General features: G+C 40.3%; 19 protein-coding genes and 1 pseudogene. 6 read left to right on the top strand and 14 right to left on the bottom strand.

The window, feature by feature from the left end:
• Nucleotides 1–112: 112 nt before the first annotated feature.
• The 8 genes and pseudogenes from istB to AC07YT_RS23235 form a co-directional block, all read right to left on the bottom strand.
• Nucleotides 113–652 (bottom strand): annotated as a pseudogene (gene istB, locus AC07YT_RS23270) (IS21-like element helper ATPase IstB); the annotation flags it as partial.
• A gap of 71 nt (nucleotides 653–723) precedes the next feature.
• Nucleotides 724–1,974: an McrC family protein gene (locus AC07YT_RS23265; RefSeq protein WP_086547275.1), complete on the bottom strand. Its 1,251-nt coding sequence runs from the start codon at nucleotides 1,972–1,974 to the stop codon at nucleotides 724–726.
• Nucleotides 1,967–4,882, bottom strand: coding sequence for an AAA family ATPase (locus tag AC07YT_RS23260; protein WP_086547276.1), 2,916 nt, complete (start codon nucleotides 4,880–4,882; stop codon nucleotides 1,967–1,969). Before AC07YT_RS23260 ends, AC07YT_RS23265 begins: the two co-directional genes overlap by 8 nt.
• 157 nt (nucleotides 4,883–5,039) lie before the next feature.
• Nucleotides 5,040–5,228: a hypothetical protein gene (locus AC07YT_RS23255; protein WP_145954264.1), complete on the bottom strand. Its 189-nt coding sequence runs from the start codon at nucleotides 5,226–5,228 to the stop codon at nucleotides 5,040–5,042.
• Between the two features lie 179 nt (nucleotides 5,229–5,407).
• Nucleotides 5,408–6,109 carry a response regulator transcription factor gene (locus tag AC07YT_RS23250; protein WP_086547278.1) on the bottom strand — a complete coding sequence of 234 codons (702 nt, stop codon included), beginning with the start codon at nucleotides 6,107–6,109 and terminating at the stop codon, nucleotides 5,408–5,410.
• 1 nt (nucleotide 6,110) lies between these two features.
• Nucleotides 6,111–6,920 carry a sensor histidine kinase gene (locus tag AC07YT_RS23245; RefSeq protein ID WP_086547279.1) on the bottom strand — a complete coding sequence of 270 codons (810 nt, stop codon included), beginning with the start codon at nucleotides 6,918–6,920 and terminating at the stop codon, nucleotides 6,111–6,113.
• Entirely contained in the window at nucleotides 6,887–7,567 is a 681-nt protein-coding gene (locus AC07YT_RS23240) for a hypothetical protein (RefSeq protein ID WP_086547280.1), read from the bottom strand. The genes AC07YT_RS23245 and AC07YT_RS23240 overlap by 34 nt, the downstream gene beginning before the upstream one ends.
• Before the next feature lie 32 nt (nucleotides 7,568–7,599).
• Nucleotides 7,600–8,145: a hypothetical protein gene (locus AC07YT_RS23235; RefSeq protein ID WP_086547281.1), complete on the bottom strand. Its 546-nt coding sequence runs from the start codon at nucleotides 8,143–8,145 to the stop codon at nucleotides 7,600–7,602.
• Nucleotides 8,146–8,360: 215 nt separating this feature from the next.
• Here AC07YT_RS23235 and AC07YT_RS23230 point away from each other — a divergent pair, with 215 nt between their 5' ends.
• Genes AC07YT_RS23230 through AC07YT_RS23215 form a run of 4 tightly spaced genes read left to right on the top strand, consistent with a single transcriptional unit; the run spans nucleotide 8,361 to nucleotide 10,811 of the window.
• Nucleotides 8,361–8,942 (top strand): toll/interleukin-1 receptor domain-containing protein, encoded by a 582-nt coding sequence (locus tag AC07YT_RS23230; protein WP_086547282.1) that lies wholly within the window; start codon nucleotides 8,361–8,363, stop codon nucleotides 8,940–8,942.
• A gap of 10 nt (nucleotides 8,943–8,952) precedes the next feature.
• Nucleotides 8,953–9,324 carry a TIR domain-containing protein gene (locus AC07YT_RS23225; protein WP_086547283.1) on the top strand — a complete coding sequence of 124 codons (372 nt, stop codon included), beginning with the start codon at nucleotides 8,953–8,955 and terminating at the stop codon, nucleotides 9,322–9,324.
• 11 nt (nucleotides 9,325–9,335) lie between these two features.
• Complete coding sequence (locus tag AC07YT_RS23220) at nucleotides 9,336–10,313, top strand: caspase family protein (RefSeq protein ID WP_086547284.1); 978 nt, start codon at nucleotides 9,336–9,338, stop codon at nucleotides 10,311–10,313.
• A gap of 6 nt (nucleotides 10,314–10,319) precedes the next feature.
• On the top strand, nucleotides 10,320–10,811 hold the full coding sequence (locus tag AC07YT_RS23215) for a hypothetical protein (RefSeq protein WP_086547285.1): 492 nt from the start codon (nucleotides 10,320–10,322) through the stop codon (nucleotides 10,809–10,811).
• A gap of 76 nt (nucleotides 10,812–10,887) precedes the next feature.
• Here the strand turns inward: AC07YT_RS23215 and AC07YT_RS23210 are convergent, their stop codons facing one another.
• A complete protein-coding gene (locus tag AC07YT_RS23210) occupies nucleotides 10,888–11,343 on the bottom strand; it encodes a JAB domain-containing protein (RefSeq protein ID WP_086547286.1) in 456 nt (151 codons plus the stop codon).
• A 320-nt stretch (nucleotides 11,344–11,663) separates the two neighbouring features.
• Between AC07YT_RS23210 and AC07YT_RS23205 the strand changes: the two genes are divergently transcribed.
• Nucleotides 11,664–12,494 carry a hypothetical protein gene (locus AC07YT_RS23205; protein ID WP_086547287.1) on the top strand — a complete coding sequence of 277 codons (831 nt, stop codon included), beginning with the start codon at nucleotides 11,664–11,666 and terminating at the stop codon, nucleotides 12,492–12,494.
• Between the two features lie 131 nt (nucleotides 12,495–12,625).
• Nucleotides 12,626–13,009 carry a hypothetical protein gene (locus tag AC07YT_RS23200; protein WP_086547288.1) on the top strand — a complete coding sequence of 128 codons (384 nt, stop codon included), beginning with the start codon at nucleotides 12,626–12,628 and terminating at the stop codon, nucleotides 13,007–13,009.
• A gap of 671 nt (nucleotides 13,010–13,680) precedes the next feature.
• On the opposite strand, the gene AC07YT_RS23195 is transcribed toward AC07YT_RS23200, so the two are convergent.
• From AC07YT_RS23195 to AC07YT_RS23175, 5 genes are all read right to left on the bottom strand, one after another.
• Nucleotides 13,681–14,226 (bottom strand): transposase, encoded by a 546-nt coding sequence (locus AC07YT_RS23195; RefSeq protein ID WP_086549380.1) that lies wholly within the window; start codon nucleotides 14,224–14,226, stop codon nucleotides 13,681–13,683.
• Nucleotides 14,227–14,886: 660 nt separating this feature from the next.
• The gene (locus tag AC07YT_RS23190; RefSeq protein WP_086547289.1) at nucleotides 14,887–18,672 is read right to left on the bottom strand and encodes a CBM96 family carbohydrate-binding protein; all 3,786 of its coding nucleotides are present in this window, start codon (nucleotides 18,670–18,672) and stop codon (nucleotides 14,887–14,889) included.
• Between the two features lie 656 nt (nucleotides 18,673–19,328).
• Nucleotides 19,329–20,114, bottom strand: a complete 786-nt coding sequence (locus AC07YT_RS23185; RefSeq protein WP_086547290.1) for a glycoside hydrolase family 16 protein — start codon at nucleotides 20,112–20,114, stop codon at nucleotides 19,329–19,331.
• Between the two features lie 71 nt (nucleotides 20,115–20,185).
• Entirely contained in the window at nucleotides 20,186–21,100 is a 915-nt protein-coding gene (locus AC07YT_RS23180) for a DUF5017 domain-containing protein (RefSeq protein ID WP_086547291.1), read from the bottom strand.
• Nucleotides 21,101–21,111: 11 nt separating this feature from the next.
• Complete coding sequence (locus AC07YT_RS23175; RefSeq protein ID WP_086547292.1) at nucleotides 21,112–22,974, bottom strand: RagB/SusD family nutrient uptake outer membrane protein; 1,863 nt, start codon at nucleotides 22,972–22,974, stop codon at nucleotides 21,112–21,114.
• Nucleotides 22,975–22,976: the final 2 nt, after the last annotated feature.

Below are 22,976 nucleotides of genomic sequence, written 5' to 3'. Positions count from 1 at the left end.
AACAGGTGGTCACTTTAAAGCGAAATGGGGTGACAGCTTAAACCCGGAACGGGCGGCCATTTTTGCCGAAATGCCCATACCCAAAAAATGACGCTTTTTCACCCAAAATCGCCTATTCATAAACGTTTTCCTCCATTCTTTTTGGCCTGCTTTTACGCATCGATTCGCCGATTGCTTCTATCCTGTGAGCGTTGTGTACTATTCTATCTAGTATCGCATCAGCTATTGTTTTATCACCGATCATTTCAAACCATGCACTCACCGGTAACTGCGAGGTAATTACTATGGAATTTTTTTCATGTCTGTCCTCTACGATTTCCATCAGCATCGCCCTTGACTGTGCATCCAGTGGATGAAGCCCAAAGTCATCGAGGATCAACATCTCCGAACGCTCAATCTTCATCATCTCTTTTACATAACTGTTGTCTGCTTTGGCCTGTTTTAATCTAGTGAACAATTTGGGAGTGCTCCAGTACAAAACCTTATATTCCAGTGCACAGGCCTGGTAACCCAATGCCGAGGCAAGGTAACTTTTACCAATACCTGTTGGCCCGGTTATAAGAACATTTTCATGTTTATCAACAAAACCACATTCTGCCAACCGCATGATTTGCGTCCGGTCAATACTCCTGTCGCGATGAAAATTAATTTGTTCAACAGATTTTTAGATATTGATTAAAAACAAATATAAGACAAAGATGGAAAATCCTTTAGAGGTGGCTTTTAAACCTTGCAATAGAAACCGATCGTCCGAGCAATATCCTTTTGCCATAGTGACACCCGCTGTGAGGGATACATTGAAATATCAAATTTCAGCCTGAGAACAGAACAGCGGTAGTGCCCATGTCCTGAATCCTCATGATGAAAATGGCCATCAACAAAGTTTTCGTCAGTTCCTGGATAACAGAGGATGGTGTGGTCGGAGCCGAAATATTTTGTGTACGCATACATCTGTTGCAAATCGGTATAGCCAGGTTTATTGCCATTGGGTAGTTTCCATTTCGTATCCAGCACAAATGTCCGTTCAGCATTTTCGATCACTACATCGGGCCTGAGGTTAACCGGTCGTTTCCCAAAAAGCCTCCAGTAAGGTTTATTGGCCTGAGGTTTTATTGTTGCATCAACCAGATATTTTTTAAGGCTGAGATAAACAAACTTTTCCCATAACCAGTTCATATCAAACATCAATGCCATTACTTGGTTCTTTCCAGAGTTTATATCAGGGTGATAATTAAGCAGTAAAAGCCGGGAAATCATGATCGCCTTTCGATAATGCTCATTTTTTCTGGAGTAAACAATCCTCTCAAATGTTTGTTCAGAAACCACGACATCGCTCATCTCGGGAAAATCCAGCAATATAGCATCCACTTTTGCAGTAATATGGTTTGTTAAACTCAATTTCTTAATCAATCTGAGAGCCTTATATATCAACTGATTGAGAAGATGGTGAGGATCGTACACGGTATAGTTTACAAAAAAACGCTCTTGATGTACAATATTCTTTGCAAGATGTTTCTGAAAAAGCAGTTTCCCTTTAAGTGATGTCGTGTTTCCTTCCTCCTTTCTGTATTTTTTTAATAATCCCTGATGGAGGATCAGCTGGACTTTCTTTATAAATTCCCAAATATATAAATCAAGAATACTATTCTTTTTCAGCTTCAGATCTGCCTCATCTGTAGGCATCACCTCTAGTGCCCCAACTTTGCGGAGCATATCAATGAGGATTTTTCTCCACTGTACCTCACTGCCACGGTCAATTTTTGGCAAAACTTCAATATTTAAACCACCCAATGCAATTACCCCCACATATCCGCAGAATTTCACCCCCTTATGAATTAGGGAATAATATGGAACACCATCGTCACCTGCATGAAGCTGTAGACATTCGAGTTCTTTGGCGGACAACCGGCCTTCTTCAGGATGACCAAGCCGGAGACTTTCATGCTCAAAAACGGTAATTGTACGTTTAGTCATGACCAAAAAACTTTTTCCCCAATAAAATATCAAGCGCCAACGGAAAATTCATGGTTTGTGTCTTAACACCCAATTCAACCTCAAATGTTTCCTTAAGTCGGTAATCGAGGATTTCGTATACGGTTTTTCCATTCAGTTCATCCGCATCATAGTCAAATTGTGCAAAAATCTCCCGTCCCCCTTGCTTTTTTTCACGGATAAAACCGGCCCCCAGCACCAGCCCAATCTTCACAAGATCTCCATAAAAGTATTCCTGTAGCAACGGGATTACCTTGTTGTATATAACATGTTGCAAATCTTCAAATGAGAAAATGGACATAAAATAAGAATGGCCTATCACATGATCGCCCGACAGCAATTTTTCCAGCCTCGCATTAATCTTCTCCAAAAAATCTTTTAGGTTAAATCCACTAAAGATTTTTCCAAATATTCCCTCATCAGCCCCAGAGTATTTCATCTTGTTCCATATCTCTTCCTTTTTTTCCTCCTGCATCCCTTCAAGTTCTGTTGCACCCAGGAAACGGTATAGTGAAGTCTCCTTCTCAATAAACTCCGGATGGTTCCAAGGCTTATCCTCATAAGCCCACCACAACTGCCAGATCAGGCGTCCGGAATCCAGAAGTTCCGGATGGGAAGGCATCTCCTCAAAACTGAACCTTCTTCTCAAAGCTGTGTCGAGCGCTTCAACACTCCTGTCTGCCGTGTTCATTGTACCAATGATATAAAGGTTGCGCGGCACACTAAAGGCATGTGCAGAGTATGGGAGAATAATCCTCAATTCCTCTTCAGCATCCCGCCGTTTGGAATCCTCGATCAGCGTGATGAGTTCGCCAAAGATCTGCGAGACATTCCCCCTATTAATTTCATCGATGATCAGTACAAAATTCTTTCTGGTATTATCTTCATCGGTTACATGGAATGGATAATTAGCCTGAATGTATTCGCTTATTGCTATTGTGTAAGATTTCCAATCATCAACAATTGCGCTGATCATGTAGTTCATGACCATACTCCTGGTCACCACCATCTCGGTCGCATTTGCCGTCTGCGGAATAGCGACCACATTATGGTTTGAATTGATCCTGATATTAAAGGGTTTCTTGAGTTTGGGCGTGTGAAGAACAAGTACATTTTCATTTTCTACCACCTCGTTGATAAACCTATCGTAGGATTCATCGAAGCCTGAAACAGATTTTGTTTTCGATGCCTGGAGACAGATTTTTTTGAATAAGCCATCCGTTACTTGGTAGTTTACGACACCTTCTGTACCCTTGGGTGCGATAGGTTTAATTCCTTCTATAAAATCCTCATAGGACATGCTCTGGTGAAATGTGCAGAAAGCAATCTGTCCTTTACCATTGTCGAAATCGCTGATCAATAGATCCCGGAAATGCTGGGTAAGCGCATGCCTATTATTACGGTTGGCCTGGTAAAAAACTGGATCTATGATTTTTAGCGCCCTGTCAATTGTATGGTATGTTTTTCCGGTTCCCGGGGGACCGTAGAGGATGTGGTTCAGTTCCATTTTTTTAGGGTTGTTTTTTTCTGACGTTGTTTTAGGGTCTAAAGGCATAAAATACCTCACCCGGTCTGCAATACTGGTTTCAAGGAAAAGCAATTGCTCCATTATTTTATCCACGACATCTTCATCAAAGGGATTTAATCCCACTTTCGTCCCGATACTGTGCTCCCCCTGCCATGGAATCCATTCCAGTCCTTCAGGTAGCTCACTTCCGATCAGCGTTTTATATTTCTGTTTCTGCTTACCTTCAAAATGGATATCAACGAAAAAACACTTCTTAAAAATGCCACGGCTTCTAATGGAAACTTCAAAATGGGCGTCTAAATTGCCGATCTGCATAGCCGCGTCACCGATCCAGACATAACTGCCATTTTTCAGGCCACTGTCCTGTAGGTGCGAATGATCAACTGTAAAATCTTTCAGGATGGATTCCTCTTCCTGCATGGCCGACTTCAGGTCGCTGATCACGTTTTTAAACGTGACGGCATTTTTGTCAAGCATCTTGTACAAAATATCCTGCGCCAGAAGTTTGTGGTTCTGATCCTGAAATAATCCTGCAGGAAGCCTTTCGGCTACGATTTCCAGAAGCTCATTATCATGCTTGATGTACCGTTCAACCATGTCCTCAACAAGTTCTAGATAATGTATATATTTTTCATTTTTCTTTCTCGTTTTTAGTCCAAGCTTATTGCAATATTTAACATAGAAAGAACTCTTATAAAAAGCATATTTTTCTGGGTATTTAACCGTTAGAAAGGTCGCGATTGCCCGCTCATCGTGATGATGGTACAATTTCTGCCCCATTGACCGGTAAGTCTTATCGATCAGGCCTTGAAATATGGCAATCCTTTCCGCAAGCAAACCATCTTCATTGAAAAGGACTTCAAGCGCTTCCCGGTATGCAGGCGCATTCATAGATAAAATGTGATTCCTAACACCCCTGGTCGTGTGATAGATCAAATTTTCATAAGTAATTACTCTAATTTTTTCGGCAAAATCCAAACCGTCTATATCTGGTTTTCCCCCCAGGTCGGTTAGCATCCGCCATTTATAGAGTTCGTCACCCAGACCTTTTTCGATCAGATCCTCTTTGTAACCCTCTATCATCTGGAGAACCGGATCTTCATTTCGTTTTTCGATCACAAATTCAGGCCCCAATTGTAAAAGAAACCGCTGGGCCATGCTGGTCGTAAGTTGATCGTGTACCAACAAATTTCCATTTGCAAATTCATTTGCGACTATCACAACATGTTTTGGTGGGTATTTTTTTCCATCATAGGAAAGATCGTATACCGATGACTTTCCGAGTGGGTATCTCAAACCATTATCTCTGATATCAGAAATGGCCTGGAGAATATGTTCTTTCGTAATATTCTTAGGGATCAATTGAGCGTTTGTTTAAATGTTTATAATTATCTCCATGCGTTGCAACGTAAGATGGCCTAAAATAGTAAATATTAATTATACACCAGTTGGAACATAGGCTTTGCAATCTTCTTTCAATTGAAATCCAATGGCCATAATAACTAAGCTATTTCTGTGGTCACTTACGCCCTGCAATCTTGGCCCCAAGATGAAACATTGTTTTAGCCCCATGCCTGGCTTTTAGTTTTTTGATGGTTTTTTCGATCGCACTAAGACTGCAGGGCACCATCTCAAGCTCTGTGAGTCTTTCTGAAATTTCTTTTTGATTCATCCCCTGGAGTAGGCAGCTTATAATTACTTTTTCCATGAACAAATATAAATATTCATGATTATCCATAGTCCAACAGGAAACCAAAATCAGTCGGCTACCCTCGGCTGGTTATTCCTTAACAGAGACAGCATAAAAACAAACAAATAATTCTGCTGACTTATATCTTACTAATCTCAGCTATATACTCACGACTACAAGCATCAAAATAATTCCAATTACAGATTATCAATATCACATATCTTATTTTTCAGTGCAAAAAGCACCAGCCCCTGCCTGTTCCTAATACCAAAGCGCGTAAAGATGGCTGCTCTGTATCCATCTACTGTTTTCGGGCTGAGAAACATTTTCCCAGCGATCTCCTCATAGGTCAGATCCGAACAGGCTAAACGGATAAACTTGAGTTCGATCTCACTGATCTGGTCCCAAAGTCCCTGGCCATTTACGGCCGGGGATCCATTAGTGCCAGATTCCTGCTGCTGTAAAGAATCGATCAACTTTCCGGTCAGATAATCTGTATAGTAAAATCCTTTATTACTGATTGCCTGGAGCGCTTGATGGATATCTTCCACTTCAATGTCCTTGGATAAGTATCCCTTAACACCCAAACGCATCATCCGAACAATCGCTTCTTCACTATCGACCATTGAGACTACTAACACGGCAATTTTTGGATAATTGTCCCTTAACCATAACATGGCCTCATAGCCATCCATATCAGGCATGTCTATATCAAGCAGCAGTATGTCTGGAAGTGCTTTTTTATCTAGTTTTCTGATCATGTCCTTTCCACTTTCAGCCTCAAGGACAACAAGGTAATTATGTTTGTCTGCCAGATTGATCAGGGTGATCAACCCTTTTCTGAATAGATTATGATCATCAACTATGGCTATTTTTATCTGTGGTTTGCGGTATGACATACTAATATGATTTATTTAACGGGATGGCAACGCTAACCTGCGTACCGGAACCCGGTGTACTGCTGATCTGTAATTGAGCATTGATAAGTTTCGCTCGTCCGGCAATATTAAGCAGCCCGGTACTTTCCCGCTCAGAGGCTTCCTGCGCGGCTTTAAACTGATCAAAACCCTTACCATCGTCTGAAATCCGAAGGTCCAGGGAGTTTTCTGAATAACTTAAAAGAACTTCTACATTTTTTGCCTCTGAGTGTTTTACAATATTATTGAGTATTTCCTGACAGAGGCGGTAAAGTACGATTTCCTGACTGGCAGGTAAGCGGAAAGGAGTTCCCACGCGGTTATAGGAAACTAAATATTTTTTTGTCTTATCTAGCCTTTGGAGTTCATGTTCAAGCCTTTTATCAAAACCGGCCTTCATGATAAAATCTGAGTTGAGAGACACACTAAGCGCTTTAACTTCTGCCATAAGTTCCTTTGCAAGCAGCTTGGTCTCATTTACATGTTCCCTCACCTCACCCGAACTCTGGGCGAGTACAGCTGAAAGGTTAATATTTATAAGAGAAACAAGATGGCTGAAATTGGCATGGAGTTCCTTTGCTATATGGTCAAGCGTACGATCCTGTATTTCCAGTTTTGATTGCAGGACAGTCTGATTGAATGTTTCCCGCAGCTGAAGTACTTCCTGTTCATGCTGAAACCTTTTTTTTTGCTGCCTGAAAAAAAAATAGGTAAGCAGACACACGAAGAAAAATACCACGGACGTCGATACCAGAATGGTTAGAAGGATTTCCTGTGAACGGGATTCTTGCATAGAAAGGCGATTAGATAGCAGATGTACATTAATATATTAAGTATCAGCAGGATATTGAACAAGGCCATTGCAAGGGACAGGTTGGTCCTGCTGAGATAGTTGATAAAAATAAAGTAGGGAAGACTTACTGCATGAAAGACTAACGTACCCAGCGAAATCCAGAAAAGCGGCTCTCTTCCCACTGTACGTGGTATCTTCCTGTTAAGCTCCTGAATGAAGTAGGATGCCGCATAGGCAATTAATATGCCACTTCCAAGTATGATACTGAAGGTATCTAATTGCCCAATTCCCTGGATCGTAAAAATGTTGGCCAGTGAAAATATTGCAAAAACAATTGCTAAATACCATCCTGATTTTCCTAGTTTTCGGTTTTCAGAAACGGAGGAATAAAAGAAAATATAAAACAGGTACTCCGGAATAAAATAAAGATTATATATCCAGAGATTCTGTTTTGGAAAATCCCAATAGGCGGTGCTATGCAGTCCAAGTTTCCAGCTAACAGCAAATACCTCCATCAGAAAAGTAGCAATCAGGAATACCGAAAACACACGGTAAGATCCTGCCCAGCGGTCCCTCCAAGTCTTCAAACTACATATCATACTGGCAGTCAAAGGGATCAGATAAAGATACTGGGCAGGATTTTTCATCCTTGAAGATACATCATCTTTTAGGAATTTTCCTAGCCCTCTTTAATATCATCACACATCGGTGGGCATGGAGATCCAACATTGAAGTCCCTTGGGGTACTTCCCTCAACAGAGCGAAGCTGAAAGTCCGGCTGGTCTTCAAGAGTGATATCCGAATGGCCGCCGGTCAATTCGTCAGGCTTAGTCATCACCATCAGCAGACAAAGCTGCCCGCTGTAAGTATCCTTTTCACCGTATGCCCCGAAATAAATCCTGAGGCCGTCTGCATTGGCCTTCTCCATTTCCTCAAGTAAGAAGGTGATATGTTCTTTCGTATACCAGATCGAACGAGTATCAGGTTTACTGATCTTTTCCGATAATACAGGATGTTTGGTCTGCGCAAATCTTAAGATGCGCTCATTCGTGAGGGTTTTTCCCACGAAAAAGAAAGGTAAGGGTCTTGCCCCATTTTGCTTTAACATAAAATTGAATTTATTTGTTTTTAAAACTGGGACAATGATACACCCGCAGAAAAGCGATTCCAATAGCATCAACTGCCCGGCGCGGAAAACCGCCCCATTTCCCTGAAAAACGGGCATCTTACAGGAAAAACCCCTGGTTTTTACAGGAGATCTCCCTTCACCTTAAAAAATACTTTTCCCTAACGGACCAGGCAGACCCTTCCCCATCCTAAAAAAACAGCCTGGATCAGCTGGAAAACGGGCAAAATAAATTACAGGGTTTCTCCCTTTGATTACAGGTTTTTTCCAAAATCATTACGGCCTAGTTTTGATCGATTTAAAAAAATATCATTATGTCATTATTTACAAGTAATTATCTCAAGGGGCTATCTAGAAACAAAAGCCTTAATGAGAGCGTTCAGCTCTCTGCCCAGCGTACTGCTGGTCACAGCACTTTCGACATTTTTCTTTGCCACAGTTTTCTCGATAAGGATGAGGTGGAAGGATTGTACCTGGAACTGACCAGGCAAGGCTTCAGGGTTTATGTGGACTGGATCACTGATCCCCATCTTGACCGCGACAATGTTACAGAAGAAAGCGCAGCCCATATCCGTAGGCGTTTGAGGTCATCTAAATCACTTCTGCTCGCTATCTCGCACAATGCACAGATCTCCAAATGGGTACCATGGGAACTTGGTTATGTTGATGGGCATACCCAGCATTGCGCACTTGCACCAGTATCAAAGGATAATGCAAATAGGAGTTCTTTTGACAGGTCAGAATACCTCAAATTATACCCCTACGTCGAAAAGCCGAACGATCTTTCGGTGTTCAGTAACCGTCTTTTTGCTGTTGACTCTGCCTTTAAATATGTTGATTTAGATAGCTGGGTAAAGGGCGCTGCACCAAAACAGGAATTCCGCAAATTCTTTTAAACATTATATCATGCCTGATAAAAAAATAGTTTTTATCGCATTCGCCATCGAGGATGAGCGTTTACGCGATTTTCTTAAAGGCCAGTCATTACTGGACCATTGCCCCTTCGAATACATTGATCTTTCAGTAAAAGAAGCTTATGATAGCGACTGGAAAGAGAAAGTACGCACAAGAATCCGTCGCAGCCACGGTGTGATAGTACTGGTTAGTGAGAATTCCTTAACCTCTACCGGTCAAAAATGGGAAATACAATGCGCAAAAGAAGAGGGTAAGCCCATACTTGCCATATGGATTTATACAAACGACCGGACAGTCATTCCAGGGGTTTCCACCAAAATCTGGACCTGGGAAACAGTTGGCAAATTTATCGACAATATTTAATCTTAACTATTATGAAAATAGCACTTATAGTCGGAATCGATTATTACCAAAACGTATCCGGTTTACACGGATGCGTAAACGACGCATACAGTGTTGAGAGTATGCTAAAGCGAAATGATGGTGGTTCGATCAACTTCAAAACCAAACTGGTTACCTCTTCTGGGCCTGCTGACCAGGTAAACAAACGGGAATTAAAGGACTTGATCAATGTTCTTTTTTCGCAGAAGGCTGAGGTAGCCTTGTTTTATTTTGCCGGCCATGGGTACATCGAAGCTAATGGCGGCTATCTTGTCGCCTCAGATGCCACCCATGGAGATGACGGCGTATCCTTAAACGAGATTCTTGCCATGGCCAACCGTTCACCTGCGACCAATAAAATTATCATACTGGATAGTTGTCACTCTGGGATAGCGGGAACTTCCATGGAAAATGCAGAAATCTCCCACCTCTCAGATGGTATGACCATTCTTACCGCCTCCACTGCCGAACAGTACGCATCCGAAGAAAACGGAAGCGGCATTTTTACCACACTTATGGTAGATGCTTTGAGTGGTAGTGCAGCCAACCTTGTAGGGCAAGTAACCCCTGGTAGTATCTATGCCCATATCGATCAGTCACTAGGTGATTGGGATAAGCAGCGCCCTGTATTTAAAACAAATGTCAAGAATTTTGTCTGCTTGAGAGAAGTTACCCCTCCCATTACCCTTGAGGATTTACGTTCTATAACGGAGTATTTTCCAAGCGCAGGTGTGGAATTTCCACTTGATCCAACTTTTGAAGCTGAGATGAAAGGAAGAGATGAGGATATGCCAGCGCCAATAGAAACGAATACAGTTATATTCAAAAGACTTCAGAAATTCAACCGGCTAAACTTATTGGAACCAGTAAATGCTCCCCATATGTGGAATGCTGCTATGGAAAGCAAATCCTGCAGACTCACTGCCCTTGGCGAACATTACCGCAGACTAGTGGAAAAAGAGTTAATATAACTAAAAATGATAAGTATCGGTATTACCGGGCACCAAAGCCTCGATAAGCATCTTGCGAAAGGCTGGTTAAAAAAACAGCTATATGCTGAAATATCTGTTATTCCTAAGATCATCTGCGCCTATAGCTCACTCGCTGTAGGCGCAGATCAGCTTTTTGCTGAAGTTGTGCTGCAAAATAACATTGATCTTATTGCAATAGTCCCTTGCGACGATTATATACAAACATTTAAATACGCGCAGCAAAAGACATATCGGACCATACTGGAATTATGCAGTACTGTCGAAGTTCTTGCCTATCAACGTCCGTCAGAGCAAGCATTCCTCAGAGCAGGACAGGTAGTTGCTGATAGATCAGACATCCTTTTTGCTATATGGGATGGAAAGCCGGCCAAGGGACCAGGTGGAACTGCGGAGATCGTTGAATATGCATTGGGTAAAGGAAAAAGAATAGTACATTTCGATATTAATGCCCAGAAAGTTAACATACTTAGCCAGTAATATCACTTAAGGCTATTCTATTATAATTTAAGCAGCGTCAATCACCACTGATTACCCAAAACTCCTTGATCTACTATCACATCATCCCCTCATCCAAAAAACTATAAAACCCATACCTGGAAACAATCAAATGATCATGCACATTAATTTCCAGAATATCACCCCCGGATTTTAATTTCCTGGTTAAGGAAATATCTGCATCACTTGGCGACAATTCTCCACTTGGATGATTATGCGCCAGGATGACCCCACTTGCACAGGCTTTCAGCGCCACTGCAAAAATTACCTTGGGATCAGCTAGCGTTCCAGACAAACCACCCTGCGAGATGTTCACTACCCCCAATACCCTACCCCTTCTGTTGAGCAAAATTACCTTAAACTCTTCTAGAAGCTCAATTCTGCCTTCCTCCCACCGTTCCATTAATACCCTGTAAGCTTCCTGTGCAGATGTAACCTGTGGCAACTCTGCCAATTTAAACGCCGGATGGTAACTGATCTCAATTTCCGCTACTTTAAAACTTAAATTTTCCATAATTTTCTGATTTAATTATGGCGCCCCGAAAGGTTCAGCTTCTGCCAAAGCAAAAGGAGGAACGGAATAAATGGACAGCGGGCAAAGGCCACAGGAGCGTTTATGCCGGAAATTCCTTTGCGTGCCAGAACTGAAACTTAACTTGGTCAGAATTGAATAAGAACCCCAAACTGACCTTCAAAAAAATAATTTCCATTTTCCAGAATATAAAAACAATTTATTTTATACTTTCCCTTACAAAACAATGGTAACGTGTTACACCAGATCATGTTTTTGAATAAAGACAATTTTAATTACTCTTAAAAGAACAAATAAAACTTATGACCAAAACCAGAAGAGAAATAATCGATGAAAAAAATCGGCATTTTTCATATGTCGGGGATGCAACCAGCAACGGAATTATCTGGGGTCAATATGAAAGATTAGTAGATTTTATCTTTGAAACTTATTCCAATACAACCAGAAGATATGATGAAATTTCTCTGCCGCTACTTAACACCATTTCCCATGGCATCGAGTTAGCCATCAAGGAAAATATGGCATTTTTCAACCAATACAGTGAAAAAGAAACAACTACCAAATTCGAAAATATCACAGCCTTAATGAAAAGCCATGACCTGACAGAGCTTGCGAAAGAACTAAAAGTCGCATACAACCGGGTTCATAAAAAATTAAGAGTAGACCCGGCAGAAAAGGAATTGTTCAATCAATACTTTCAAAAGTTGGAAAAATTACTTAAGATTCTAAACCGATCAGCTGAAACGTTTCGATATTCCCATAAAATAGGAAAAACTGGAGACATCATAAAACCCAGTATCGACAGAACAAAAACAATAGACTTTCTTGAATTAAAAGAACTGTACAGGGAAGTACGAGATCTATTTATTGGTGCGCCAAATTCAATAGGAAGGTATACTGATTTTGTTGATTATCAGAAGGCTCACCCCGAATTCAAACGAGGTAAAGGTTACCTACGCCTCCAACGACTTCATTACACTGATTGGTACTTTAATGACTTATTAAGAACCGTAGAGGAAGAGTACAAATGGAAAAAAATCCGGGAATTTGTTTATTTCGACCCGGAAACTAAAGAGAATTATGAATTTACCCATTGGGATAACGATATCTATGTTATTGCCGTTGACCGATAAAACGTAAGATAATTGATTCCTAGCCGTCGGACAATTAAATTTAAATATTTAGGACCCACAACTGTAATAGTACCAATATTGGACAAAGTAAATTCAGCTTTTTTCAATATTGTAAATTACAATTACCCGGGATGGAAAAAAGTATTCAAGATCTGACAAGGAAAATCGACATGTTACTCACCAGGATGGAGGAGATCGACAAAAAGCTAACTCAGGATATCTCACACACTACGCCGGATCCGATTCTTAAATTCCAGATAGGTGAATTGGAGAACCTTAAAACAGAACTCCAAGAGATAAAAAAAATCTTAACCACCTCGAACCAGCAAGTGTTGGATATAACAATCTTCAATATGCTAAAGCAATTGGAATCCACCGCAGGTGAAATCAGGGAATCAATAGGGTTTGTAAAAAATATATTTATTCAAGAAAAAGTCAAACCAATGAAGAAAAAACTCCCCAAACAGGAAGCAATTAATATCTTCCTTAGAAAATATGTAAAGTCAATGAAATAACATATCCTACGAACACAACACAACAGTAAAACATTTATTATTAGCAGATTACCACAACAGAAAACCTATCCTAACCAATTTACTTCTGACCAGGGTTGAGCTTGAAAATCGTTAACAAAACAGTTGACAGAAAATCAATAAATTAGGGGTATAAATCTTTAGAAAAAAACGTCAAAAATCAAAACTTGAAACTTTTTCACAGAACGTTTTCACGAGATAATTTAACAAATTACTAATCAATTATTTACAAAACCGATATTGTTTTATCTGCTACTAACCAATCAAATCGTAGCAAAAGCACCAGAAAAAGATGATTATCGGTCATAAAAATGTCAAAAGCAATAAATAAATCGTTGACAAAACCGTTGACAAAATGGGCCTAAGAACGGCATTTTAATGCGCTTTCCAAAACACAAAAAAGCGCATTTAAACACAAATAGAAGCCTTTTTTAGTCAAATCTAACTCAGATTTTACTAACCAATGATTCATGCTATGCTTTGTTTATTTCTATGATTGAAGCTCAAAACTAACAAAACGGAATGGAATAGGAAATAGGTGATGAAGAATGGTGGAAATATAAGAAGATTAAGAGCTGCCTTTCATCCCAGATAAATCTAGTCCGGCTCCCTACGCTGGCGCACGCGTGCCGCGTGTGCATTCCATATCACCTTTACAGTTCATCTAAATCTATTAATCCTTTGCCTCCGCTATAATCTATTGCACTGCTATATTTCCAATGCCAGGCCTCGTTAACAAAACCACCAACAACAGGATTGTCATGCAAATAATCTGCCTTTTGCTCAATAACCGAGGTACTCCACAATTCTATTGGTTTATTATTATGCTGCCAAAATTGATATCCTTTAACCTTACTGCTTTTTGCGCCTGCCCGCTTAAACATCCATAGCAGCCATTCTTTTCTACTTTCCTGGCTGTTCTCTATAATTGCTTTTACAATTTCTTTGGAAGTATATTCTTTAATCCGTCCTAGCAGAATATCTGGATTATGATTTTTTGCACTAAAAATTAAATGTATGTGACTTGGCATAATGCACCAGCAATAAATTTCTAAACCTAGGTTTTTCTTGCAGTAAATTAAGCTATCAACGACAATATCGCAATATAAACGCCGCACAAATATATCTATCCAATATACTGTTGCAAAACTTACAAAATATAATCCTTCCTTATTGTAAAATTTATATTTACGGCTCATTCCTTTATGTTTTATCCACACCTGCGCTAGCAGAAACATGTACATCTTCTTATATACCGGGATGAATTAACCATTTTGACCATGGGATAGCTGGTGGTAAAATGGCTTTAATTAGGAGACTTTATTCTGATTTAAATATATGGAAAGAAAATTTTACTTTATTAAATACTATTGGATACTTGCTAAGGATTTACTTTAGCAACCATATTGCATATTCCTTCAGCAATGTTGCACACGCGGCACGCGTGCGCCAGCGTGGGGATCTAGTTCAACAATTTTGTTAATTGTAAATTTCGGATGGATATATTTTATAAATAATCAAATTCCATTTAATTGGAAAGCAGCTCTTTTTTTCATCAGTTGTTATGACCTTTTGATTTCTGCTCTTTTTCGTAAGCGGATTGAACATATAATCAAAAATGATAAATCGAAGAGGTTTGTAAGATATTATCCCTTTTTTATTGTGTATTTAACAGTTGGAATCATTCTTCTTTTCATAGATATCTTTTACTATTAACACGCGGCACCCTTACGCCTGCGAGCTACAAAAATAATGCACCGTGGGCACTCGCGAGGGTGGCATTTCCCTGAAACATACTTCATCTAAAAAATCAAATGCCGGCTATAATTTCAAACCGGCATTTGGTCAGTTTTATTAATTTATCTGGCGGTTAGTACAGAAAATGTTCCCTTTATCAGGTTAGTGTTAGGCTTAATCTGAATAAAATAAACATAGGCTCCTTCGGCCAATGGGGCGCCATTATACTGGCCATCCCAATCGTTGCTATAATTGGTTTTACTATAAACCAGTTTGCCGTTAGTAGAAAATACCCTCACCCAGTTTTTCGGATACTGTTCGATATTCTTAATCAGCCATATATCATTTACACCATCGCCATTGGGTGTTAAAATATTTTGCACTTTAATTTCTTGATCGGTCTGCTCAAGCGTTAAATTTTCATCCAGCTTCATTTTTTTCGGTGGTGCCTTGGCCATGAGCAGCGGTGCCTGCATATTTAAGCTTTCTATATTTTGTGTCGTATCTACGGTATACTCAATATAGGGTTTATAGGCTGCAGCACCCTCTTTTGTAGAGAATGAAGTAAAAACAGCATCGGTGAGTGCTGTGATTTTTAAACTCAGCAAACTATCAGACGGCATATGCTGCAATTGATTGGTCACATCAAAAGCCACAAAAGCTGCCGCAGGGGTGCCATCCTGAACATTAATTAAGGTATCGGCCGCAGGCGCATTAGCCCATTTAAGGGCGCTTTCTGTCCAGCTATTGTTGTTAACCTTTTCTAGTCGCCATTTAGTGGTGGAGGCGCCTAAACTATATAATTTTACCTTGGCGCCGATTACTTTCCCCTTAACTTGATGAAGGTCGAATTTAAGGTAACCTTCCCTCCGGTAACTTACCCCATCGCTTTTAACCTCCATGTAGGTATAACTACCAAAATTATTATTGGCAAAAGTACCGTCTTTAACAAATGCATCAGCAATTACAGGTGCAGTTTTAACAGCTAATGCCGAAACCGCCGTATCTACAGTGAAGAGTATTTTGGGCGGAAAACTACCTTGTCTGGAAGATACGGCCGACCAAATATACCCCACATTTGATGGTACATCTATTTTGACAGATAAAATGCTATCTGTACCCAGGCTATTTAACAATGGCGTAACATCAAAATAGACATAACCAACAGCACTCGCCCCTGCCACGCCCGAAATTACTGCGGCATCTGCAGCTGGTTTATTATTCCAGATAATTCCTGTTTCCGTCCAGCTATTATTACTCACTTTGTGTAAGTTCCATTGGGTGCTTACAGCTCCTGTAACATATAACCTGAGTTTTGCGTTGATGGCATTACCCTTTACACCATGCATATCAAACTTCAAATAAGCTTCTCTGGTATAACCATTACTGCCATAACTCATGGCCAGATAAGAATTTAAACCATAGTTGGTTGTAGCGTAAGTACCATCCTGCACAAATGAATCGGCAAGGGTAACTGTACTATCGCTTTTTATGGTTGATATTCCTTTTAAAGCCTTGATTTGTATGGGTTCACCTTCGTAGAGATCGCTAACTTTGGCGGTGTTTACGGTAACCATAGAAGAATCTGCTGCTGGCGTAATTTGCACCGGGCCATTAGCCCTTACAGGCGTAAAAGAGTTGTTTTGGAAAATCCTGTTAAAACCCAGTTTGATTTCGTTATTGGTGTTAAAAGCATTTTTCACATCACTTACATGAATATCTAAACCTGTCGGTTTACGTTTTAATAAGAGTGCAACAGGTTTATCGGCCGATACGCTGAGGTTATCAGCGCCTAAATTAGTGGCCTTCGCGTTACCTGTACCCGTAAAAAACACCCCTGTATAACCATTGTAACTGGCAGAAATCAGGTTGGCAGCATTGTAGTTAATATACAGGGATGTAGAATCGGCAGCTAATATTTTAGCATTGAAAAAATTAATCAGATCCGTTTTACTAACCGAGGGGACAATTACATAACGATAAGAATCATCTTTTCCTGAACCTGTTGTGCCATGGTTAATACTCAGCTGAAAAATATTGACCGATACAGTAGCATTGGTATTTCTTTTATCCAGGTTATACCAGTTGCCTGAGCGCGTTTCGGCCCTTAAAACAGCAGTGGTAGCTATGGTGCTTTTAGGTAAAATAACGTAGCCCACACTATCTTGCCAAAACCACGATGCCGAGGTAATATCTAAGGAAGTTGCCACACTGCTGCCCAAAGCAACAGTTTGTTCTGCTCCACCATTAATTTTGTAATAAGTATCGGTTCTGCGTTGGGTTTGGTTAAGTGTAGTATAAATATCGCCTGCTGCTGCATCTGTATCACTTACCGCGTTGCCTACGCAAATTAAGGCGTCTTTAAAAGCAAAATAAGCTTTGTTGGCTTTTGTTTTGGTATACGTATGGGTCCGGCTTAAATTGAACATACCGATACTAACATTGCCATCTGATACGCCCCCTGCAATATCGTTATTACTTTCAGTTCCGGCGCTCCAGGCTACGAGCGGTAGTGTACCTGTTTTTTGTTTAACGGTAGTACCTGGTATGCACCGCCAGTTCCAGCCTACCCTCGCGGAATCATATTCATTTCCCCTGCGGTATAACATCGTAGAACCATCTGCAACAAAAAAGTTCATGAGGCCTGCACCACCCGAAGCATCAGAAGATTCTGCCCCCACGGTTCTTTTAGAGAGCATACGGATAGCGGTAAAATATTTGGCTGAATGGTTTAATATGATATGGGAGTTCCAGAAATATTTAGTCGAATCTATCTGATAGGTTTTATACCCACTATTGGCAAGTTTGGTTTGTAATGCTTTAACACGTTTATATGGTGCTATTGTCGAATCTGCAACGCTGGTAAATTCGCTGGGCATGGCTGTTAACTGCGTACCAAGTGCCCCTTTAACTGCATTATGCCGGCCAGCAATATTATGCCCGGTAATATTGCCTTTGTAGGCCATCCATTGCATGCCATTTAAGATGATATTCCCCCAGGCCTCCTGCTGTGATTTTGTTAATGCCCATTTACTATTTTTCACCCAAATGGCATATCTCGAAAGATCACGAAGATAATCGGAACCATAACTTGTATTTTGATATTGAGAACCCAATGTAGATGATGCACTGTGCTGGAATAATGTACCATCATAGGCAGCTCCCACAATACCCGAGGAGAGGGTTGTTTTATTGATTTGCAGCGGAATTTGATTGGATATAATAGTGGAGATGGTATCCATTGAGGTGCTATCGTCGCATCCTGCTGCAATGCCGGTGTAGCCTAATATCCTGTAACCCACATTCCCCATCCGTTGCCAGTCGTAAGTCGCGCCGGGGTTATTACCCAAATTAGGGTTATTAAAGGTGCTTTTGCTGGCACCGTTGCTCCAGGTATACCTTAAAAACTGTTTAGCTTTGGTTTTGATGTTTGAGATAATACCACTATAGGAAGGGTTAGCTGCATCGGCCTGAAAATTATCATTTAGTTTCGCCAATATCATCCCTAATGAAGAAGGTTGCGCCATTGCACTTCCCGTCCATGCAAAACCGGGATAATGGTTCAGCCAATAGTTGACAGCATTATACAGCTTAACTTTGGTTGCTTCATTCTGGTAATAAGCAGTAGAATCCGGTCGCTCAAACACATAAAGCAACTTAAAAATCGTATCTGTTAAATCAGCCTGAACACTGTTTCTATTGGTTCTTTTAAAACTTCCGTCTGTATCAATACGGGATAGAATATGGCTTGCGGGTATGGCTTTTACAGCATTGGAATAAGCGTAATTGAAATAATAACTGGATAAATAGGCATTACGAACCTTTGAAATATCGGTTTGTGCAGCAGCGGTTATGCTACAAAAAATGAAGATGCCGCATAACAGTAATAATTTATAAAACTTTAACATAGGGCGTACTTTTAAGTGAAATTTAGGATGAGTGTTAAATTGTCCAAAGTTGGTTAGCCATTATTCCATACTGTTCATCAGTAGGTAATTTAGCTTCCAGTAAACAAAACCTGTTATGAATGCCAGGGTAACAGCATGATGGATTTAACCCGGCAGGGGCATTTGTTTAAAAACATGGTTTGAGCACAGGTTGCATTATCCCGACAGTACGCCAGGAAACCGCTGCCGAAGGGCATGGCCAGCCCCGGGAGGATTTGAAGTAAATTCATATTGTTTTCTTTAGTATTTGGTTAGTAGGAAGTTGACAGAAAAATAAAAAATACCTGGTGATCAATAATCTTTTTACTATCGCGATCCTTCAATAAATTTAGATTGAAAAGAAAAAACAATAGGGGTAATATCATAAGTAAATAGGGGTTAAATCTTGAATTTCAATCGGTTATAAACAAATTAGATTCTATAAACACCAAAAAAGGCAATGTTTGAAATTTCATTCACAACATAACATCCATGACGCTTATTGCAAAGAATTTTCAAGACATTGCCCTTAAACAAACGGAACAATAGAGAAATAAACTATCCTTGTTTCTCCATCTCTATAATCAATACCATTGTTATCGACATAAAAACATATTGCCTGTTAGCAAGCAGTTCTTTTATTTATAAACCCTGACGTAATCTATTTCATATTTAAGGGGGAGAATATTTTCATCCAGCCGCCCGCCCAGCGTACCTTCCCTGCCTAAAGCTAAATTAAGAAGGAGGTAAAATTTACTTCTAAAAATTTTTTGGATATTTTGATCTGCTTTTGATATATCAAATTCGAAATATTTAACCGAATCGTAATACATCGCCATTTTATCCTTATCCCATTCAAATGTGTAAAGATGAAAGCCATCATAAGGGCTGCCTACATTAGGATGTTCACCCTTCATACCATATTTCCCGTCAATATCCGAATAGTGCACTGTACCATAAACAGCAGCAGAATCTTTTCCTATATATTCTAAAATATCAATTTCGCCGCAATTTGGCCACTTTACTTCTGTTCGGTTTATGCCCAGCATCCAAATGGCCGGCCATCCTCCAATTCCTTTGGGTACTTTTGCCAGTACTTCTATTTTACCATATTTAAAGTGCTTCTTATTGAGGGTAATGATACTGGCTGATGTAAATTTTGCATCTTTATAATTCTCCTTTTTAGCTTCGATGATGAGGTTTCCATTTGCTACCCTGGCATTTTCTAACCTCGCCTTTGTATAATACTGCGGTTCTTTATTGCGCACAAAACCAACTTCATAATCCCATTTTGTAGAATCGGGCAAGCCTTTGTAGTTAAATTCATCCGCCCATACTAATTTTTTGAAACGGGAAGCATCTTGTGCATTTGCAGTGGTGATGCAAAACCATAGGAAAACGGCAATAAAAAGTTTTGAATACATAAATAAAAAAATAGGAGAAAAAGCTGGGGCATAGCCCCAGCAAAACAAAGAACTAAACAATTAAAAGGATACTAAGGGACAATTTCAATTGGGATTTCCTTTATCACTTTGCTGGTTTCATCAATAGAGTTATTAAAAATGATAAATGTTGCTTTATACTTGCCAACCGTTAGGTATTTGTAATTGTAGGTGGTCAGATTGGCATTTCCGATATTCTTAAGTCCTACGGCCCAGTCTGGTGCCACCCTGCTTACAAACAGGGGCTTCGATATTATCCAGGAAACATTATCAGGTGCAGTAGCCGTGCCGCCAACTACCTGTAATTGTGCAGTTGTTGTTGTCCAGTTAGCAGCCGACGTTCCTTCACTGAATTTTGTCCAGTACGGATTATCATTTGCTAAATTTGAAATAACCTGTGGTCCTTCAGGCAAAATGGTATTTACAGCAAAGTTGGTAATCGTCCAGGTTCTTTGTGTAGAACCCGTTTTCCCGGAATACTTAAATGCAATAAATAAAGAATCGGACGTGCTTTTTACCAGGTCTGATAAATCTATGGTTCCAGATGCGATTGCTGTTCCGGTTGATAACGTTGCCCTGCCCGTAATATCTACCCAGTTAGCGGCCAAAGCACTCTGGGCATCTAACTTAGGCAGGCCATTAATGGCTAAAACCTGTAAAGTATTGCTTTGTGTACCAAACTGCGCCAACGAAGTAAATGATAATTGCGGCTTACCACTTACCGCTGTACGTTCGCGATAATCGTAATTACGACCCGCATCGCCCGTATAAACCGATACATTGGCTGCATATCCGCTGAAAGCGAACTGTACTGTCTCACCAAGCTTAAAAGTGGATACACCATTAATCAACTGACCATTTGTTACCGTAACATTTAATGTTGGAGCCTCTACTCCTAATTTTTTACTACATGACAGGCCTAAACATAACGCCGGCAAGACCATATAAAAAAGATATTTTGATTTCATAATTTTTAGGATTAATAGCCGGGATTTTGTGTTAATGAGGTATTTAATGAAATATCGTATTGAGGGATTGGCAGCAAAAGATTTCTTGGGCTGACATTGTTGGCCGGAGTAGCAGGTCCGGTGGCGCCAGGTTGTCCATTGGTTAAATTAGGTACACCATTCGCCAATGCGTAGGCAAGAAAATCTTTCATGTCGTTGTAAAAATTCCCCCATCTGATCAAATCCTGGCGCCTTACCCCCTCATAACATAACTCGCGGGCTCTTTCATCCCGAATGGCTTTTTGAAAATCATCTTTTGATAGGTTTGCAGGTAAGTCTGCATCGGTTGCCGATGTTATGGTTGCAGTAGCAGCTGCACCTGTGCCACCACCGCCGCTAAAAGCAATGGTTGGTGCAACCGTATAATATGGTGCGGCTATATTACCTTTATTTGTGAGTATAACACCCGTAACTTTACCGCCAGAAATGGTAGCCGTACCAGTTGCACCCGAGCCACCACCGCCCGTGATGGTAACCGTTGGCACCGTAGTATACCCACTGCCACCATTTGTTATGGTAACCGCTTTTACCAAATTCCCCTGTAATATCCCAAAACCCCTTCTTCTTATCTGATTGATATCACTATAGGCCTGTGGAGTTGGTCCATTAATATAATTTTCGGCTTCCGCACGCATTAATAAAACATCAGCATATCGGATAATCGGGTAATTTTGTGGTGTTGTATTTTTATCTTTCGGCGTAGCAACTTCGTACTCCCGTCTAAACTTACCGGCATACATTAACCAGGGGTTGGTAATTGGCGCCGATTTTACACCAGGTATGCCTGTTCCCCAGTTATAATTGGCGCAGTTCCAGTCTCTTCTTAAATCAAATGATACTTTTGGATTTGCTGTACTAGCAGGATCTACATCATAAGAATCGAATAGTTTTTTACTTACGGTCAACCAGCCTGCAGAGCCACCTATATTCAGATCGGATGAGGGTGTACCCATATAGTTTCCTAATGCACCACCACCTGCACCATATATGGTAACGTTCGAGCCGTAAAACTCTACTTCCCACATACTTTCTTTGATATCATACTTATCCTGGGCAATGTTGATGAATATCTGCTGGTAGTTTGGGTTTAATGCATGTTCTCCCGAATTAATAACTTTATTTGTCCAGGTTAACACATCATTATATTTAGAAATATCATTTATCGGAAAACCTGCCATCCTCAGACAAACCTTCGCTAAAATGGCTTGTACAGCAGTTTGCGTAACCACCCCGCTGCTGACTACCTTTGTTGTTTTTTGCGAAGCCAGAAGGCCTTCGGCAGTGGTCATATCCGCCAGCACCTGGTTAAAAACGTCTTTTTGTGGTGTGCGCGCAACATTTACATCCTGGATAGATCCTGTTGGCTTTAAAATAAGCGGAACATCGCCAAAATTGCTGGCCAGGATAAAATAAAAGTACGCCCTTAAAAAAAGAGTTTCTCCTTTAATTAAGCTCCTTTTACTTTCATCCATAGCAGGTTTATTAATATTTTCGATCAATAAATTAGCCCTTTCAATCCCAAAATACAGATCCCGCCACATGGTGGTTACCGAAGCATTATTGGAATCGTAATTATACATGGTTTCCTGTGGTACTCCAGTAGCTCTTGTACAAACCTCATCAGTACTGATATTCAGGTGAAAGGAATAAATGGCCTGATACAATCCACTTGTAGCAAGGGTTCGGTAAACGCCGTTTAATGCCGTTTGCAGTTCGGCGGCTGTGTTATAATAGTTTGTTGGCGTAACAAATTCTGTTGGTGTAGTATCCAACACTTTTTTACAAGAGCACATTGCTGCCGCAAAAAAGATAAGTGTTATATATATACGTTTCATAA

This window comes from Pedobacter sp. GW460-11-11-14-TSB4 (assembly GCF_059423705.1).
The sequence above is the reverse complement of the archived record's forward strand: the minus strand, read 5'-3'. Positions and strand labels throughout refer to the sequence as shown.

Bases quoted from the DNA above. Each gene is read 5' to 3' on its own strand.
- AC07YT_RS23265 (WP_086547275.1), bottom strand. From the start codon at position 1,974: ATGACTAAACGTACAATTACCGTTTTTGAGCATGAAAGTCTCCGGCTT.
- AC07YT_RS23255 (WP_145954264.1), bottom strand. From the start codon at position 5,228: ATGGAAAAAGTAATTATAAGCTGCCTACTCCAGGGGATGAATCAAAAA.
- AC07YT_RS23250 (WP_086547278.1), bottom strand. From the start codon at position 6,109: ATGTCATACCGCAAACCACAGATAAAAATAGCCATAGTTGATGATCAT.
- AC07YT_RS23245 (WP_086547279.1), bottom strand. From the start codon at position 6,920: ATGCAAGAATCCCGTTCACAGGAAATCCTTCTAACCATTCTGGTATCG.
- AC07YT_RS23240 (WP_086547280.1), bottom strand. From the start codon at position 7,567: ATGAAAAATCCTGCCCAGTATCTTTATCTGATCCCTTTGACTGCCAGT.
- AC07YT_RS23235 (WP_086547281.1), bottom strand. From the start codon at position 8,145: ATGCCCGTTTTTCAGGGAAATGGGGCGGTTTTCCGCGCCGGGCAGTTG.
- AC07YT_RS23230 (WP_086547282.1), top strand. From the start codon at position 8,361: ATGTCATTATTTACAAGTAATTATCTCAAGGGGCTATCTAGAAACAAA.
- AC07YT_RS23225 (WP_086547283.1), top strand. From the start codon at position 8,953: ATGCCTGATAAAAAAATAGTTTTTATCGCATTCGCCATCGAGGATGAG.
- AC07YT_RS23220 (WP_086547284.1), top strand. From the start codon at position 9,336: ATGAAAATAGCACTTATAGTCGGAATCGATTATTACCAAAACGTATCC.
- AC07YT_RS23215 (WP_086547285.1), top strand. From the start codon at position 10,320: ATGATAAGTATCGGTATTACCGGGCACCAAAGCCTCGATAAGCATCTT.
- AC07YT_RS23210 (WP_086547286.1), bottom strand. From the start codon at position 11,343: ATGGAAAATTTAAGTTTTAAAGTAGCGGAAATTGAGATCAGTTACCAT.
- AC07YT_RS23205 (WP_086547287.1), top strand. From the start codon at position 11,664: ATGACCAAAACCAGAAGAGAAATAATCGATGAAAAAAATCGGCATTTT.
- AC07YT_RS23200 (WP_086547288.1), top strand. From the start codon at position 12,626: ATGGAAAAAAGTATTCAAGATCTGACAAGGAAAATCGACATGTTACTC.
- AC07YT_RS23195 (WP_086549380.1), bottom strand. From the start codon at position 14,226: ATGAGCCGTAAATATAAATTTTACAATAAGGAAGGATTATATTTTGTA.
- AC07YT_RS23190 (WP_086547289.1), bottom strand. From the start codon at position 18,672: ATGTTAAAGTTTTATAAATTATTACTGTTATGCGGCATCTTCATTTTT.
- AC07YT_RS23185 (WP_086547290.1), bottom strand. From the start codon at position 20,114: ATGTATTCAAAACTTTTTATTGCCGTTTTCCTATGGTTTTGCATCACC.
- AC07YT_RS23180 (WP_086547291.1), bottom strand. From the start codon at position 21,100: ATGAAATCAAAATATCTTTTTTATATGGTCTTGCCGGCGTTATGTTTA.
- AC07YT_RS23175 (WP_086547292.1), bottom strand. From the start codon at position 22,974: ATGAAACGTATATATATAACACTTATCTTTTTTGCGGCAGCAATGTGC.